Source organism: Gracilibacillus timonensis (assembly GCF_900086715.1).
In the GTDB taxonomy this organism is placed as follows: domain Bacteria; phylum Bacillota; class Bacilli; order Bacillales; family Amphibacillaceae; genus Gracilibacillus; species Gracilibacillus timonensis.
The window spans coordinates 488,355-504,636 of sequence record NZ_FLKH01000010.1 but is presented as its reverse complement, the minus strand read 5'-3'; the positions used below and the strand labels follow the sequence as shown (position 1 = coordinate 504,636).

Annotated in this window: 15 protein-coding genes; 6 read left to right on the top strand and 9 right to left on the bottom strand. The window is 40.6% G+C overall.

Annotated features, from left to right (window positions below; genetic code table 11):
- Positions 1-37: 37 nt before the first annotated feature.
- A complete protein-coding gene (locus BN6556_RS06320) occupies positions 38-1,528 on the top strand; it encodes a tagaturonate epimerase family protein (protein WP_066188474.1) in 1,491 nt (496 codons plus the stop codon).
- Between the two features lie 23 nt (positions 1,529-1,551).
- The gene (uxaC, locus tag BN6556_RS06315; RefSeq protein ID WP_066188471.1) at positions 1,552-2,952 is read left to right on the top strand and encodes a glucuronate isomerase; all 1,401 of its coding nucleotides are present in this window, start codon (positions 1,552-1,554) and stop codon (positions 2,950-2,952) included.
- A gap of 53 nt (positions 2,953-3,005) precedes the next feature.
- Here the strand turns inward: uxaC and BN6556_RS06310 are convergent, their stop codons facing one another.
- Complete coding sequence (locus BN6556_RS06310; protein ID WP_066188468.1) at positions 3,006-3,407, bottom strand: secondary thiamine-phosphate synthase enzyme YjbQ; 402 nt, start codon at positions 3,405-3,407, stop codon at positions 3,006-3,008.
- A 102-nt stretch (positions 3,408-3,509) separates the two neighbouring features.
- On the opposite strand from BN6556_RS06310, the gene BN6556_RS06305 reads away from it, so the two are divergent.
- Positions 3,510-3,887: a RidA family protein gene (locus BN6556_RS06305; protein ID WP_066188466.1), complete on the top strand. Its 378-nt coding sequence runs from the start codon at positions 3,510-3,512 to the stop codon at positions 3,885-3,887.
- Positions 3,888-3,937: 50 nt separating this feature from the next.
- On the opposite strand, the gene BN6556_RS06300 is transcribed toward BN6556_RS06305, so the two are convergent.
- Complete coding sequence (locus tag BN6556_RS06300) at positions 3,938-5,215, bottom strand: Rpn family recombination-promoting nuclease/putative transposase (protein WP_161485674.1); 1,278 nt, start codon at positions 5,213-5,215, stop codon at positions 3,938-3,940.
- A 274-nt stretch (positions 5,216-5,489) separates the two neighbouring features.
- On the opposite strand from BN6556_RS06300, the gene BN6556_RS06295 reads away from it, so the two are divergent.
- Complete coding sequence (locus tag BN6556_RS06295; RefSeq protein WP_066188464.1) at positions 5,490-6,398, top strand: DUF1002 domain-containing protein; 909 nt, start codon at positions 5,490-5,492, stop codon at positions 6,396-6,398.
- 44 nt (positions 6,399-6,442) lie between these two features.
- Here the strand turns inward: BN6556_RS06295 and BN6556_RS06290 are convergent, their stop codons facing one another.
- Genes BN6556_RS06290 through BN6556_RS06260 form a run of 7 tightly spaced genes read right to left on the bottom strand, consistent with a single transcriptional unit; the run spans position 6,443 to position 12,285 of the window.
- Positions 6,443-6,877: a Na+/H+ antiporter subunit G gene (locus BN6556_RS06290; protein WP_078059949.1), complete on the bottom strand. Its 435-nt coding sequence runs from the start codon at positions 6,875-6,877 to the stop codon at positions 6,443-6,445.
- Entirely contained in the window at positions 6,855-7,139 is a 285-nt protein-coding gene (locus BN6556_RS06285) for a Na(+)/H(+) antiporter subunit F1 (RefSeq protein WP_066188462.1), read from the bottom strand. Before BN6556_RS06285 ends, BN6556_RS06290 begins: the two co-directional genes overlap by 23 nt.
- A complete protein-coding gene (locus BN6556_RS06280; protein WP_066188460.1) occupies positions 7,139-7,621 on the bottom strand; it encodes a Na+/H+ antiporter subunit E in 483 nt (160 codons plus the stop codon). Before BN6556_RS06280 ends, BN6556_RS06285 begins: the two co-directional genes overlap by 1 nt.
- Positions 7,622-7,637: 16 nt before the next feature.
- A complete protein-coding gene (locus BN6556_RS06275) occupies positions 7,638-9,119 on the bottom strand; it encodes a Na+/H+ antiporter subunit D (RefSeq protein ID WP_066188458.1) in 1,482 nt (493 codons plus the stop codon).
- Positions 9,112-9,450 (bottom strand): Na(+)/H(+) antiporter subunit C, encoded by a 339-nt coding sequence (locus BN6556_RS06270; protein ID WP_066188457.1) that lies wholly within the window; start codon positions 9,448-9,450, stop codon positions 9,112-9,114. The genes BN6556_RS06275 and BN6556_RS06270 overlap by 8 nt, the downstream gene beginning before the upstream one ends.
- Positions 9,438-9,884: a Na(+)/H(+) antiporter subunit B gene (locus tag BN6556_RS06265; RefSeq protein ID WP_066188453.1), complete on the bottom strand. Its 447-nt coding sequence runs from the start codon at positions 9,882-9,884 to the stop codon at positions 9,438-9,440. The genes BN6556_RS06270 and BN6556_RS06265 overlap by 13 nt, the downstream gene beginning before the upstream one ends.
- Positions 9,877-12,285 (bottom strand): Na+/H+ antiporter subunit A, encoded by a 2,409-nt coding sequence (locus BN6556_RS06260; protein WP_066188452.1) that lies wholly within the window; start codon positions 12,283-12,285, stop codon positions 9,877-9,879. The genes BN6556_RS06265 and BN6556_RS06260 overlap by 8 nt, the downstream gene beginning before the upstream one ends.
- A gap of 639 nt (positions 12,286-12,924) precedes the next feature.
- On the opposite strand from BN6556_RS06260, the gene BN6556_RS06255 reads away from it, so the two are divergent.
- Together BN6556_RS06255 and helD are read left to right on the top strand one after the other, a co-directional pair.
- Positions 12,925-13,614, top strand: a complete 690-nt coding sequence (locus BN6556_RS06255; protein ID WP_066188450.1) for an adenine nucleotide alpha hydrolase family protein — start codon at positions 12,925-12,927, stop codon at positions 13,612-13,614.
- A gap of 184 nt (positions 13,615-13,798) precedes the next feature.
- Complete coding sequence (helD, locus tag BN6556_RS06250) at positions 13,799-16,168, top strand: RNA polymerase recycling motor HelD (protein ID WP_066188448.1); 2,370 nt, start codon at positions 13,799-13,801, stop codon at positions 16,166-16,168.
- Positions 16,169-16,282: the final 114 nt, after the last annotated feature.

Below are 16,282 nucleotides of genomic sequence, written 5' to 3'. Positions count from 1 at the left end.
AACGTAATTGAAAACGGTAACAAGAAAGGGGAGTAAGATGGAAAACTTTCAATCTATTGTTGAGTTATTAACAGCAGGCAAACGCCCAGCTACTACGGAAGAAGTGCAAGTATACGAACGATCACTGGAAAAGGTAGGGAACACCTCAGTCGTTATGGTAAAAAAAGACATTGAGAAGTATTTGGTGGCTGCTGGGAGTGGTGATTTATTGAAGGCATTGCAAGGAGACTCTGTTGGAGAGGGGAAGGTATGCCCGTTAACCCATGAAAATGCACAGGTATTAAATCAATTTTTCACTTATACTAAACCACAGGCATTTGGTACGGAGGTTGCTACGATGGGGTTAGGTGACCGTTTAGGAGTAGCTTCGCCTGGTCATATCGAGACGGTACAAGGACATCAGGTGAAACCGATTTTGGCCCAGCAGAGTATTCGAGAATTAACCTTATTACACCGTACAATGGCAGACATTTTAGATGCAGCGACATTTGCTGTGTTTCAAGAGGGCTATAAAAACGGATATGGAGCTGATGCCGACCATATTAAAAAAGAAGAGGATATTACCTATGCTTTGGAATTAGGGTTCTCTTTCCTTACCTTGGATTGTTCCGAACAAATCCGTAATGACGTGGAAGACATGGTTTTAGAAGATATTCATAAGGAATTTGCCAATCTGCCCGTTGATCGCAAAGAGTATTTTACCAGCCACTATTTAAATAAATCGTTTGCGGTACAAGGGATAGACATTTCCTTTGATGAAGATCGTTTGTATAAGAATATGTTAGTATACGGTGCAGCCATTGATTTTATGGAGCATGTATTTCATCAATACATAGCTACGGCAGATCAGACGATTGACTTTGAGATTTCGATTGATGAGACAGAAACTGTTACGTCACCAGAAGCTCACTTTTTTGTCGCCGAAGAATTACGTAGACGAGGGGTCACCGTGCAAAGTCTGGCACCAAGATTTTGTGGAGAATTCCAAAAAGGTATCGATTATATTGGAGATTTAGAGCAGTTTGAGAAAGAATTGCAAGAGCATGCAGCGATTGCGAAACATTTCGGTTACAAGTTGAGTATTCATTCTGGCAGCGACAAATTCAGCGCGTTCCCGATCATTGGCAAGTATACCGAAGGCTTGTTGCATATCAAGACGGCAGGAACGAACTGGTTAGAGGCGGTAAGAGTCATTGCACAGTTGAATCCTGAGTTATACCGTCGTATGCACCGTTATGCAGAAGACCATTTTGAAGAAACATTGCAATACTACCATGTCACACCAGACTTAAGCAGCATCGCAGATTTAGATAGTACGTCAGATCAAGATCTGTCTGCCTATATGGATCACGATGCCGCCAGACAGTTGTTTCATGTGACATATGGCATCCTGTTAACAGCCAAAGACCACTCAGGAGAGGATCTGTTTCGCGAAGAATTTTTTACGACGTTAATGAAAAATGAAGATGCCTATCGTCAAGGATTAGTTCGTCACATTGGACGACATCTTGATTTGTTAAATATATAATTTTTATAGAAAGCAGGGATACAATGAAGGCATTTATGGACGAAAATTTTGTATTGCACAACGCAACCGCAGAGCACCTATATCATCAATACGCAAAAGATTTACCGATTATTGACTATCATTGTCATTTGAGTCCGCAAGAAATATATGAAAATACCCAATTTGAGAATATCACTCAGGTTTGGTTATATGGCGATCATTATAAATGGCGGGCGATGCGTGCCAATGGTGTGGAAGAAAAATATGTGACGGGTGACGCTTCGGATTATGATAAATTTCTAGCTTGGGCTAGGACGGTGCCACAATTAATAGGTAACCCACTTTATCATTGGACCCACTTGGAGTTGAAGCGTTACTTTGGCGTGGAGGAGTCTTTAAATGAAAGCACGGCGCCGAGTATTTGGAAGAAGGTGAATGAACAACTAACCAGCGGAGACTGGAATGTCCGCGATTTTATCGTGAATTCAGGGGTAGAAGTAGTTTGTACAACCGATGACCCCACGGATTCTTTAGCGTATCACCAGAAGATTGCCGATGATCCGTCGTTCCAAGTCAAGGTATTACCAAGTTATCGTCCGGATAAAGGTTTAGAGATCAACCAGGATGGATTCCAAGATTGGGTGAAAGAGCTGGAAGCAGCAGCAAACTTATCGATTACACAATTCACTGACTTGCTCCAGGCGTTGCAACAACGGATTGATTTCTTCCATGAACACGGCGGACGTGTCTCGGACCATGCCTTAAATACCGTCGTATACGAAGAGGCAACAGAAGAGGAAGTAGCGGTTATTTTTGCTAAAGCATGGAATGGTGAAAAAGTTTCCGAGCAAGAGGAAAAACAATATAAGTCGTATTTGCTCACCTTTTTAGGCAAAGCATACCATGAAAAAGGCTGGGTAATGCAATATCATATGAATGCTCACCGGAATAATAACCAGCGTATGTTTGAAAAGATTGGTCCGGATACAGGCTTCGATTCGATGAATGATCAGTTATTGGCTCAGTCGTTAGTAAGATTACTAGATTCACTAGAACGGTCTGATTCGTTACCAAAAACCATTCTATATTCCTTAAACCCTCGGGATAATGTGACGATTGCTACGATTATTGGTAGTTTCCAAGGCGGCGGAATACCAGGGAAAATACAGCTAGGTACTGCTTGGTGGTTTAACGACACTAGATTAGGGATGATAAACCAAATGGAGACGTTGGCTGATATTGGTGTGTTTAGTCAGTTTGTTGGAATGCTGACTGATTCCAGAAGCTTTTTATCGTATACACGCCATGAATATTTCCGCCGGATTATGTGTAATTTGGTCGGTGAATGGGTGGAAAATGGTGAATATCCGAATGATGAGGAGACATTGGCCAAGATTGTCAGGGATATTTCGTATTATAACGCAAAAGAATATTTTCCTTTTTAAAATTTGGTGAGAAGCTGTCCTAGCCACAATGAGGCTAGGACAGCTTTTAAGTTTTACCCTTCGATAACGTTAAGATGAAACTTACGCTGGCGTGGTCCATCAAATTCACAAAAGTAGATTCCTTGCCAAGTGCCTAGCAATAACTGTCCATCAGTTATGATGATGGTTTGGTTATGTCCCACTGTGCTTACTTTTAAATGGGCTGCTGTATTGCCTTCCATGTGTAAATCTTCTGGATGCTCCCATGGATAGACTTCACGCAATCGTCTGAGAAAATCGGTTTTGACATCGGGATCGGCATTTTCATTAACGGTGATTCCAGCAGTGGTGTGAAGGGAAGAGACAATCACTATCCCATCATTGATCTCTTGCTCACGTACATAACGTTGCACTTCTGCTGTGATATCAATCATCTCATCATGATGTTTGGTGCGTAACGGAAAAGTTTGTTCCATATCTATCATCCTTTGTAAAAAGTAGTGTTATTATTATTCTACTAGAAATCAAAAGTATGTTAAAATTTTATGGAGTACTTTTTAAGAGAGGATGCGATAGATATGGTAAAGGCAATTCATACAGATAGGGCACCGCAAGCAATTGGTCCTTATTCACAGGCAATAGACGCGGGAGATTTGTTATTTGTTTCTGGACAGATTCCGCTCGATCCCGAAACGATGGAAGTAGTGGAGGGTGATATTGCGACTCAAACCGATCAAGTGATGAAAAACTTAGAAGCCATCTTAACCGAGGCGGGAGCTTCTTTCTCACAAGTGGTGAAGTTCACGATTTATATCACCAATATGGCGGATTTTGCAACTATTAATGAGGCGTATGCCAAATTTCTGCAAGAACCATACCCAGCTCGTGCGACTGTAGAAGTAAGCCAGCTGCCAAAAGGTGTGGGCGTGGAAATGGATGCCATTGTGAAAAAATAATAGATCCATTGTGTGTACTAGCCCTTGCCAGTTGATGGATGGTTGAAGGGCTAGTTTTTGTTTCGCTCATTATCTAGTTCTTGTTGGAGCATGCTAATCTCGGTAATAGATAACCCTGTGCTTTCGGAAATGAGGCCGATTTCTAGACCTTGTCGAAGCAATTGGCGGGCAATTTCAGAGACAGTAGCTTTTTGTGTTTGTTGCTCCAGTTTGTTTCTTTGGTCAGTTACCGTCTCTTGTTTCTGATCTATCAATTCTTGCTTCTGTTTTAATGCTTCTTGCTTTTGTTTAAGCCGGTCTTCTCTTTGTACAATCTTATCTTCTCTTTGTTCGATCCTATCTTCTTTTTGTACGATCTTATCTTCTCTTTGTTCAATCCTATCTTCTCTTTGCACGACCTTCTTTTCTCTTTGTTTAATCTGCTCTTCTCTTTGGCGGATCTGTTCGGCTTTTCGCTCCATGCTGCGTTGACGCGATTGTTCATCGAGGAGGTTCTTGAGTCTGGCTTCATACCTTAACCTTTGCTCCTCCGTCTGGCTTAACTCATTCCAGTTGTCCATGGCGTCTTGTAATGTTTGATCATTCATTGCCAATTCCTCCAATTCTTGAAAGATATCTTCATGAAATTTATTACGCCGCTTATCTACGGACCCAAGCAATAACAGCCACCGTGTTAGGGGATCTTCTTTCGGGTCCAGTGCTTTTTCTTCCCAAGCTTTGATTAATTTCGGCATTTCAACAAAATGACATTCGATTAAATCGGTTAATGGTATGTGCATGCGACGTTCGAGTAGCTGATATACAGTATGATAATCAGGTACATCTTCAAATAAGTTGAAATTCATAATGTTAATGGTGAGGACTGGTTGCAATACATCATATTCCTGCGCTTTCGTTAGAGGTTGTTCGTAGATTCGAGCCCAATAATATAACGTACGTTTAACCATATTATACTGATTAGCAAACTGTATTTCTACATTAATCTTCTCATTATTTGCGGTTTCAATCAATAAATCGAGGCGTGCTGCTTTATCATTTTCATATTCTCGGGAAATTTCTACGTTTTTAAATGTTAGACTTTGAATCGGGCCTTTACCTGATTTCAACAAAAAACCATTCAAAAAACTGCGAGTGATTTCTTTATTTTTCTCGCTGCCAAAAAGTTGTTTGAAGGCGTAATCAACCTTTAGGTCCATTAATTCATGTTCACCCATCTGATAGAGCGATTGATAATATTGCCTTTCTTCATAATTGTCAAGGTCTTCAGTTATCATTTGATTAGTGGTTGAGAGTAAATGATAAGAAGTCGTTTGCGAGGTAGAAAGCATGGGAGCACTCCTTTTCATGTAATGGGGTAAGTTACTAAGGTGAAATTCTAATAACATAATACCAAACATTTGTTCTTTAGTCAAGTCTATCGACGCTAAAAGGTAAAATAATATGTAGCCTATATAAGTTCAACTTATATATTATGTAATCATACCGCTTCTTTTCAAAATAAATATGTGGAAAAACGAAAGAAAATAACGAATAATCCTTTCCTTTGAACATAAAATCAAGCATAATGTATCTGTAAGTATCATGACGAAAAGGAGAAAAACAATGAAGAAAATAACATGGATGCTTATTGCCATAATGTTTATTGGACTAGTCTTCTCCCCAGCTGTGTTAGCAAGTACAGGAAACAATGGGGATGTAATTGATGAGAAAAATGGTAAACCAAAGCTGGTTCTTGGTGAAGCTTTATCAGATCAGGATAAGGACAAGGTCAGAACAACCTTAAATGCAACTGATCCAGAACAAGTGGATGAATATATCGTAACAGCGCAAGACTTAGTGAACTTTATTGGTGGAGATCCAAGCTCTAATATGTATTCCTCTGCCCTGATTACTCGGAAAAATGAAGGGCATGGAGTAGTGGTTAATATCGTCACACCAGATAATATCACTCAGGTGACCAATGAAATGTATGCCAATGCTTTATTAACCGCTGGAGTGGAGAATGCCCTTGTCGAGGTAGCTTCACCGCTTAGGGTGACAGGTCATTCCGCACTTACAGGTATCTATAAGGCATTTAATGTGGAAGGGGAAGCATTAGATGAAGAGCGCATGGAAGTGGCCAATGAAGAATTAGATGTGGCAACCGATTTGTCAGAAGAGTCGGGCATCGACCAAGAAAAGGTCACCCAGCTATTAAGTGAGATTAAGCAGCAAATAGCGGAACAAAACCCAGCGACAAAAGAAGATGTGGAGCGAATCGTAAGTGAACAGTTGGAACAACTAAATATCGAATTGAGTCCGGAAGACCGCGAGATGTTGACCAATCTTTTTGAAAAAATGCGTAATCTGGATATTGATTTCGGAAAGGTTAGCGAACAACTAGAAGGTATTATTGGTGACATAAAAGGCAAGCTGGATGAAGTGACAGGAACTGATACAGAAGGATTCTGGCAAGAAGTAAAGAATTTCTTTGAGGGATTATTGGATTCGATTAAGGGACTGTTTAACTAATTTAGCTGGAAGGACCCGTCAATGTTACGCTGATGGGTCCTTCGCTATTGTTGTTGTTCTTTTTCTTCTTTTTGTTCCTCATTTATAATCTCTCCTCGTTCATTCCGATCCGCTTCGGCATTCTTCTTCATTCGTTCTACCTCTTGTTTTAACTCATCTTCTACCGTTGTATCCGACATCTTTACTTGGGCACGATAAGCTGCACGAATAATAACATGACCTGCGACAGGAGCGGTTAAGAAAACAAAGACGATTCCTAGTAACAGTCTCACACTATAGAAACCTTGTTCCGCTGCAATATGAATAAATGCTCCAAGCAATGTGAGTAATACTGCTAAAGTAGAACTTTTGGTTCCAGCATGGGATCTGGTGTAAACGTCCGGAAAACGAATAATCCCAATAGCACTAATCAGAGCCATGATCGCACCAGCTAAAACAAGAAAGGCAGCAATAAACTCAATCGTTCCTCCGATAGTCAATGATCGTCCCCCTCTCAATATATTTGGAGAAGGCAATCGTACTAATAAATGCCAGAATAGCCAATATCAGAATGACCTCAAGGAAGGCGGTTGTTCCGTACATAACGGACACAATCGCAATACAAGAGACAAGCATCACACCAATCATATCCAAGGCCACAATCCGATCAGGCAGGCTGGGGCCGATAATAATGCGGACTGTACTGATAGCAATAGCCAATCCATAGATGGTAAGAGCAGCAGTAAGCATCCATTCGATCATTATCTTGTCACCTCCAGAATCGCTTTTTCAAAGTTTTTTAGCGAGCGAATCAACATTTCTTTTGATTGTTCCACGTCCATGGCATGAATATAAAAACCATCCCCCTCATGGGTTACCTCTACTACTACAGAACCTGGTGTCAGCATCAGGAGCAGGGCCAAGGCCGTTATTTCCCAGTCTCCTCTTAAGTCTGTTTCGTATTTGAACAGTCCAGGTTTGATATTAATTTTCGGGCGTAAAATATGACCAACTACCAGTTTTGTTGACAGTATTAATTCACGACTATAAATGAGAAGCAGCTTCACAAGAGCAAAGAATTTTGCTAAATAAAAACGTTGGCCAAAAAAGCGATGCATTAAAAAGACAATCACAATCCCTACTAGGTACCCTGCAACGAAGGTAGTAAAACGTAATTCTTCTTCATCGCTAATTAAAGTCCATAATAAGGCGATAAACATATTGATTAGAAATTGAGCAGGCATAGGTTATTCACATCCTTTACTTGTCCGTTAAAATAGCGTCGATGTACCGTTGCGGTTCTGTTAACACTTCTGCGGCATCCTGAATATATAGCGATATACTCTCACTGCCTAATCCAAGGGCAATCGTACCAACCGTCAGGATTGCACAAGGAATCAGCCACCCTTTTTTCATGGGTATTTCTTCGTCGGTACTGATCATGGTTTCTCCCCAAAAACTGGTGAGGAACACTCGCATTAGTGAATACAAGACGAAAATACTGGAAAGGAAGGCTAGAGCTAGTAAAATGTAAGATTCTGCTTGTAATGTCCCTTCGCCAATTAATACTTTCCCGATAAAACCACTTAACGGGGGGATTCCGGCAAGAGACAGAGTAACAATGAAGAACATCCAGCCCATCACGGGGTAGTTTCTGATCAAGCCACTCATTTGATCGATCTTGGTTTCTTTGGTAACGGCAATCATCATCCCAGCTAAAAGAAATAATAAAGCCTTGACCAGCATATCGTGTACCAAATAGTACAATGCTCCCTCGATTGCCACTTGAGTTGAGATAGATAAACCGACGAGAATAAATCCAACCGCAATGACCACGTTATAGGAAGCAATAAGGCGGATGTCCTTATAAGCAATTGCCCCAACGCTGCCACCGATCAATGTAAGAGCAGCTAATACGCCGATGATAGTATGGGTGATCGCTGGCTCATGATAAAATAATAATGTAAACGTACGGAACATGGCGTAGATACCGACTTTTGTTAACAATGCCCCGAATAAGGCAGCGATAGCAGGAGACGGGATGGCATAAGAGCCGGGTAACCAGAAATAAAGAAATAATCCAGCCTTAAGGGCAAACACCGTAAGAAATACTGTGGCAATCACCGTAATAATAGGTGTTTGTCCCTGCTCTGCTATACGCTCTGATAGATGTGCAAAGTTGAGTGTCCCCATGCTTCCATAGAGATAACCAATCGCTATTAAGAAAATCCAAGAGGAAATCACGTTAATGATCACATATTTCATCGACTCCCTTAATTGTCCTTTTCTACCACCAAAGGCTATCAATACATAGGAGGCTAACAGCATAATTTCAAAACAGACAAATAAATTAAATAAATCGCCAGTTAAAAAAGACCCATTAATTCCAGCTGTAAGTAATTGGATAAAGGAATAGAAAAACATGCGTTCAAACGCTGGCTCTATTGAAGAAAAGGCATAAATAAGACAGACCACTGTAACGATACTGGCTGTTAACACCAATATCATAGAAAAGGAATCAGCAACAAATAAAATACCAAAGGGAGGTTCCCAGCCGCCAAAATCAAGCCGCAGAATACCTTGATCTTGAATTTGTTGTAATAAGTACAGGCTGATGCCGATATTTGCTGCCATGATTAGCAAGCTAATTCCACGTTGCAGGCGAATATATCGACGTACAAATAGAAAGATGATCGCTGCCAAGATGGGGAGCATCATTGGCATTGCAATTAAATTATTCATTAGGGTCCCCCCGTAACTCATCTAGTTTGTCCGTTCCATTCTCTTGATAAGTTCGATAAGCTAATACGAGTGCGACTGCTGTGACGGCAAAGCCAATCACGATCGAGGTTAGAATCAGTGCTTGCGGCAGAGCATCTACAGGGCTTCCTTCTCCTTCACCAAGTATAGGAATACTGCCATTTTTTAACCCTGATACAGAAATAATCAGTAAGTGCGCTGCATGGGTAAGCATAGCAGTACCGATAATAACCCGTATCAAACTTTTCGATAATAATAAATAGGTGGCGACGGTGACTAAGACGCCTGCGAGGATGGTTACTAATGTTTCCATGATTGTTCATCCTTACTAATGTTTAATATAATCGTAACAACAACACCGACTACGACGAGGGCAACGCCTGCTTCAAACAGCATCACTGTTGAAAGTTCCGTTTCTCCGAAAAAAGGGAGTTGAAAATAACCAAAGGTTTGACTAAGAAAGTTTTTGCCAAATAATAAGGAACCAAACCCTGTCCCAACCGAAAGCAGAGCACCAAAGGCTGCTACCAGTTTAAAATCAACGGGGATCGCTTTGCGAATGGTTTCGATATCAAATGAAATAAACATGAGGACAAAGGCGGAGGCCAGCACGAGTCCTCCAACAAATCCTCCACCAGGATTATGGTGTCCGGCTAAGAATAAATAAACTGACAAGGTAAGGATAATAAAGGTGACCAGCTTGGTAACAGTACGCAAAATAACATTATTAATGCGGTATCTAGTCATTATCCTCACTCTCCTTCTTTTGTTTTAATTGAATAAATACGTATACACCAATGCCTGCGATAAGTAATACAATGATTTCCAGCATCGTATCTAAGGCTCGAAAGTCTCCTAGGATGGCATTGACAATATTGTTGGCACCAGCGAGCTCATAAGCATCCTCGAAGTAGGTAGATATCGAAGCAAATGAAGCATTTCCTTGAACGGCTAAGGCAACCACAGTAAATACGGCGCCGACACCGATAGAAATGATCAGGTGAGCTATGTTTGTACGCCGTTTATTGTTCTCTTTCTCCCATTCGGGCAAAAAGAAGTAAGCTACTAAAAACAAGACTGTAGTGATGGTTTCTACTACCGTTTGCGTCAATGCCAAATCAGGTGCGCGAAACAGAACGAACAGGATGACAACACCGAAACCGAGCGTGCTGTTTAAAGCGATAGCGGTTAAGCGTGATTTAGCAAACAAAATCGACACAGCAGCGGCCATCATTGCCAAGGAGACAATCCATTCAAAAGTCGAAATAGGGGCGTTGGCAGGCAAAGTAAAGCTATAAGCCCCTGTATAGATCATCGTTCCCCCAATCGCCAACACAAAAAATAAGAAAATGTATAGCAAATAATCACGTAAATATCGAGTCATATACAAATTGGTTAGCGAAGTCGAGGTGTTTTCCGCCTGTTCTAAAAGTTTTCCATACAGCACACTCAAGGATAGATGTTTGGGTAGTAAGTTGTATATACCAGCCCAATGTTTTTTAGTGGAAAATAGTAGCAGCCCCAACACGATCACACCGATTGTCATCCAGAGCTCTGTTCCAAATCCATGCCAAGCCGAAATTTCCTCCCCTAGTGGCTCTCCCTGAATGGCTAAATTAGGAAAAAGCCCGTGCATAGCAGGGGTTAATAAATATTCTCCCAGCACGTTAGGGAAGAAGAAGATTGCAATCACAAGGCTTACCAATAGAAGTGGCGAAAGAAGCATACCCATTTTTGGTTCGTGGGCAGGGTTTTCCAATCGTTCTTCTCGATATGGCCCACAGAATGTCTTCGTAATCAAAATCGCTGAATAAATAAACGTAAATATACTAGCGATCCAGGCGATAATCGGCAGCCAAATCCCCCATGTGTCTAAAGAAAAGAAAGAAGCGTCCTGAATATCTAACACAGCAGTGAAAAACATCTCTTTACTTAAGAAGCCGTTAAACGGTGGCAGTCCAGCCATCGATAAGCTTCCGATTAGGGCAATCGTAAAGGTAATGGGCATGAGGGGCATCAGCCCACCTAATCGACGAATATCACGTGTGCCAACACTGTGGTCCACAATGCCCACCATCATAAACAAGGCTCCTTTGAAGGTGGAATGGTTGACTAAATGAAACAGAGCAGCAAAAGAAGCACTGGTATAAACAACAGACTCTGTTCCAAAACCCAAATAGAGAGCAGCTGAGCCGATTCCAAACATGCTCATAATCATCCCGAGCTGACTGATGGTTGAATAAGCAAGTAATGCCTTGAGATCGGTCTGTCTAACGGCATTGAACGAACCCCAGAATAGTGTGAACAGCCCTACTGAGGTAACCATCCAAAACCAAATTGCTTCACCTCCAAATAGTGGCGTAAAACGAGCTACTAAGTAAATTCCTGCCTTGACCATTGTCGCGGAATGGAGATAGGCACTGACAGGTGTTGGTGCTTCCATCGCATCCGGGAGCCAAATATGAAAGGGAAATTGAGCGGATTTGGTAAAGGCTCCTAAGAGAATAAGGAGCATGGCCGGGATAAATAAAGGTTGCTCATTCAATATAGGAGCCATATCGATCATTTCACGAATGCGCCAGGTTTCTGCGATAAAACCAAGCATTAAGAACCCTACTAACATGGAAATACCACCGGTCACGGTAATCAGCAGTGACTTCCTTGCTCCATCTCTTGAGCGTTTACGTTGATACCAGAAGGCAATCAGCAGGAAGGAGGAGATACTGGTTAATTCCCAAAAAACATAGAGGCCAAGAATATTATCAGATACAACGACACCAAGCATCGCTCCCATAAAAAGCATGAGATACGTATAGAAATGCCCTAGTGACTCTTTCGGAGATAAATAATAGATAGAGTACAGAATAACTAATGCTCCAACTCCCGATATCAACAGGGCAAAGGTCAAGCTTAACCCATCTATATATGCCGTTATATTAATCCCATAACTAGGAATCCATGTAAGAGTGGCTTCTAGTATAGCACCATTGGCAATATCAGGAACGAGTAGAATAAAAAAGATAAACAAGCAAATAGGTGCAATAATAGCAAACCAGCCTGTATGAATGCGTCTTACATAACGCGAGAGAAAAGGTAATAGAACGGCTGTAATAAAAGGAATAAATATCGCCAATAATAAGATAGACAATATAGGAGAACCTCCAATCAAAAAAACTGCAAATGGTAGCATAATAAAATCGATCTTTTAATTTGAAATTTTCGGATGAATGGTACACAGTTAGTGTAAGGATTACGTGCTTAAGTGTATCTAAAGAGGATGTTCAAGAAGTCCGACAATGGAATAATCCGCTGGCGAAGTTTGAACACGCACTTAAAGGAAACATGAATGGAAACCCTTTTTATATAGTGGAAAAACAACATTACTTTTCAACAACATTTTTCATCTCATCGTAACTGTTCGTAGCTCAGACAAAGGTAGATATGGAGAATAGCTTACCATGGTTTATTATACAAGAAAAAAGATATCAATGCATGTATGACGCAACGATATGGAACGAATTTTATCAAATGTAGGCGATTTCAATTCGGTGAAGGGAAAGGGTTGCAACAATTTCCAAAAAGGTACTATACTTAATATAAAATACGTGTTAGAATAATACAGTTTTCAGCATAAATGAAATTGGTTTACTAGACAGTCGAAAATACCTCGGCATCGCTCAGATAAGATGAGGGGTTACTGTCTTTTGTATATAAACAGTAGAATTTTTTTGGTGAGGTTTCATTATTGGTGGGTGAAATGATCGGAATAGAAAGGTGAGTTGTGGATATGAAAAAGGTAAAAAGCTGTATGGATGAAAGCATATTGGTCTGTGTATACTATGGTCCTAATGGAGAACGTTTGATTAAGCGTGGTCACAAACTAGCACAAATTATGGATTGTCCTTTATATGTATTAACGGTAGACAACCTGCCATACGATGCCTTTGATCCAGATAAGTCAGAGTATGTTGATAAGTGGAAAGAGCTTTGCGATGAGTTAGATGTAGATGCGTTTATTATCCGTGACAACGAAAAACGTTCCTCAGTAAAAGTAATCAAAGAAGTAGCCCATCAGTATAACATTACCCAGATTATATTAGGACAAAGCCCGCAAAGGCGTTGGGAAGAGATTACTAAGGGGTCTTTTGTAAATGTATTGTTGAAAGAATTGACGTTTATCGATCTGCATATTGTCTCCTTAGAAAGGTCTTTAAAGGGAGTGGATAACATACCATATGAAAAAGGGGTGCGAGGTTTCTTACGAGAAGAGGAAGAGACAGGGAGATACCTTTTGAGCTTCACCCGTTCTAAACATAACCTTTATGAAGGAATTTTTTATAAGGAAGTCGGCACCGATTTCAATAATGGTATATTTAAGTTTATTGATGATCATGGTAAAATGAAGAAAGTACACGTGACAGAAGATATATGTACGGGGAAACCAGATGCCCCTCCTAATGTAAAAAATATACGATAGCAGGCTCCCCTTTTGAAAAGCGGGAGCCTTGCTTGTCCAATAAATTCGTTAGGGTTTAATAAATGAAAAAGAAGTCATTTTGTGCTAATCTAGTGGGCAAACAAGAGAAAATAAGGAGTAAGCTTGATGCTTGTTAGGAAATATAAGATCACAACATCTGTAAAGAGCCATGGAGGTGGAATCAATGGCAGAGGAAAGCAATCAACAGGATCGGCAGCAGGAAGAACAGCGAGTAAGTGAAGTAGTTCGTGAAATTTCAAGAAAGATAACGGAATTAGAAGGAAGAAAAAAAGACCTTAAAGAAGATGTCATTGATATTAGACGCGATTTCTGGGAAGATGTCACGGTGAATATCGAAGAAATGGATGATAAAATCGAAACAGAAGCGAGTATCAAACAACAGGCTGAATTTTTGTCAGAGCGAGAGCGCAGCCATGGACAGGTTAGTGAACGCCTGGATATATTAGAACGGTTGAAAAACAAACCATACTTTGGCCGTATTGATTTTAAAGAATCTGGTCAAGAAGAGGGAGAACCAATCTATATTGGTTTGGCCTCCGTGCTTGATAAAGAAGAGAATCATTTCCTAGTGTATGATTGGCGTGCTCCGATTTCGAGTATGTACTATGATTTTCCACCTGGGCCGGCAAATTATGACACAATAGATGATAATATTTCCGGGGAAATAACTCTAAAACGACAATATATGATCCAACAAGGAAAACTAAAGGGAATGTTCGATACAGGATTAACAATTGGTGATCACTTATTACAATCCGTTCTTGGGGACCAAGCCAACACCAAAATGAAAAGCATTGTCTCCACTATTCAACGAGAACAAAATCAGATTATTCGAAATGAGAAGGCAAGAGTGCTGATAGTGCAAGGAGTGGCTGGGAGTGGTAAGACATCCGCTGCCCTGCAACGAGTAGCCTATTTGTTATATCGTTATCGGGAGACACTTACATCGGAGCAAATTGTTTTATTTTCACCCAATCCTTTATTTAATAGCTATGTGGCCACGGTTTTACCGGAGCTTGGTGAGGACAATATGCAGCAAATGACGTTCTATCAATATCTGCATCGTCAGTTAGATAATCACTTTACCTTAGAAACCCCTTTTGAACAAATGGAGTTTTATTTACAGAAAAACAGGGATTATTACCAAGCACGTGTGGAGGCTATGCATTATAAGGCAAGTATGGATTACAAACGTTTAATCGATATTTTTCTGGAACGGCTTTCTCACCATGGTTTGAAATTCCGCAATATTTCCTTTCGTGGTGAGACCATTATTCCAAAGTCGCTGCTTGCCAAATATTTTTATAAGACGGAAGACACACTATCTATTTCCGAACGAATGGAAAAGGTCGCCCATTGGATTCTTGTACAGTTGAAGAAAGTTGAACAGCAAGAACGGGAGAAAGATTGGGTCTTAGAAGAAACGGAACTACTAGAAAAAGAAGATTATATGGATGTCCATCAGACTCTGCAAGAAGAGAACAGTTTCTCGGAAAATAGTTTTGATGATTATGACCGAGAAGAAGCATTGTTGAGAAAACGAGTGGTAGCTGACAAGTTACGTCCTTTACGTAAGAAAATAAAACAGCTTGCTTTTGTGGATACCTTGCAAACTTTCCGCCAATTGTTCACTAATGGAGAGTGGGCCGAGGAAGCCGGCTTGGTGCTGCCTCCTGATTGGAAGGATATTTGTGTCTTAACTGATCAATATTTGCAGAGGAAATATCTCACTTGGGAGGACGCCCCTGCTTTTATTTATTTTCAAAAAAGTATATTAGGGTTTGACGCGCAGCGAACGATTCAACACTTGTTTATTGATGAAGCACAAGACTACACGCCATTTCAATTTGCTTTAATGAAGAAGATGTTTCCGGTCAGCCGGATGACTTTGCTTGGTGATATTAACCAAGCGATCTATGCACATGCACTGCGGGAAGAAACACTTTTGTCGGAGAGATGGCAGGAGAAGCATGAGAGAATTGTGTTAACACGTAGCTATCGCTCAACGGCACCCATTGTTGAGTTTACCAAATCTTTCGTAGAGAACGGGGATTTAATCGAGCCTTTTGAACGAGATGGTGACAAACCTATTTTTATCGAAGTAGAGCAGCAAAAAATGCTGGATCAGAAGTTAATCGAGCAAATCGAAACATATCAAGCAGAAGGTCATGAGACTATTGCCATTATCGGCAAGACGATGGCAGAGTGTGAGAAGTTGTACCAACGTTATCATCGTTTGATAAATGTGCATTTGATGACACAAACGGCACATACTTTTGAAAAGGGTATTGTGATTATTCCAACCTATTTAGCGAAAGGAATCGAATTTGATGCCGTCATTATAGCGGACGCCTCAAATGACAATTATCAAGATGAATTAGAACGTCATCTATTTTATACGGCTTGTACAAGGGCAATGCACCAGTTAGCATTGTTTACTATCAAGGAGCCAACCAAATTCCTCAAGGATGTATCGCACAGATTGTACAGTCACTATAAAATTCATCAAATTGGCGCAAAGGCGGATCGTTAATCATCAATGTTTGATCAAATAGGAAAAAGGGAATGGTGTGGTAGTAGTATTCCACCTGTGAGGTGTTTTCCCAGGTGGTACATAAGAGATGATCAAAAGGAGGAAGGCGTTTTG

Excerpts from the sequence above, each read along its gene's own strand:
- BN6556_RS06265 (WP_066188453.1), bottom strand. The coding sequence starts at position 9,884 with ATGACTAGATACCGCATTAATAATGTTATTTTGCGTACTGTTACCAAG.
- BN6556_RS06300 (WP_161485674.1), bottom strand. The coding sequence starts at position 5,215 with ATGCTTTCTACCTCGCAAACGACTTCTTATCATTTACTCTCAACCACT.
- BN6556_RS06285 (WP_066188462.1), bottom strand. The coding sequence starts at position 7,139 with ATGATCGAATGGATGCTTACTGCTGCTCTTACCATCTATGGATTGGCT.
- BN6556_RS06305 (WP_066188466.1), top strand. The coding sequence starts at position 3,510 with ATGGTAAAGGCAATTCATACAGATAGGGCACCGCAAGCAATTGGTCCT.
- BN6556_RS06280 (WP_066188460.1), bottom strand. The coding sequence starts at position 7,621 with ATGCCTGCTCAATTTCTAATCAATATGTTTATCGCCTTATTATGGACT.
- BN6556_RS06270 (WP_066188457.1), bottom strand. The coding sequence starts at position 9,450 with ATGGAAACATTAGTAACCATCCTCGCAGGCGTCTTAGTCACCGTCGCC.
- BN6556_RS06310 (WP_066188468.1), bottom strand. The coding sequence starts at position 3,407 with ATGGAACAAACTTTTCCGTTACGCACCAAACATCATGATGAGATGATT.
- BN6556_RS06255 (WP_066188450.1), top strand. The coding sequence starts at position 12,925 with ATGAAAAAGGTAAAAAGCTGTATGGATGAAAGCATATTGGTCTGTGTA.
- BN6556_RS06295 (WP_066188464.1), top strand. The coding sequence starts at position 5,490 with ATGAAGAAAATAACATGGATGCTTATTGCCATAATGTTTATTGGACTA.
- uxaC (WP_066188471.1), top strand. The coding sequence starts at position 1,552 with ATGAAGGCATTTATGGACGAAAATTTTGTATTGCACAACGCAACCGCA.
- BN6556_RS06320 (WP_066188474.1), top strand. The coding sequence starts at position 38 with ATGGAAAACTTTCAATCTATTGTTGAGTTATTAACAGCAGGCAAACGC.
- BN6556_RS06275 (WP_066188458.1), bottom strand. The coding sequence starts at position 9,119 with ATGAATAATTTAATTGCAATGCCAATGATGCTCCCCATCTTGGCAGCG.
- helD (WP_066188448.1), top strand. The coding sequence starts at position 13,799 with ATGGCAGAGGAAAGCAATCAACAGGATCGGCAGCAGGAAGAACAGCGA.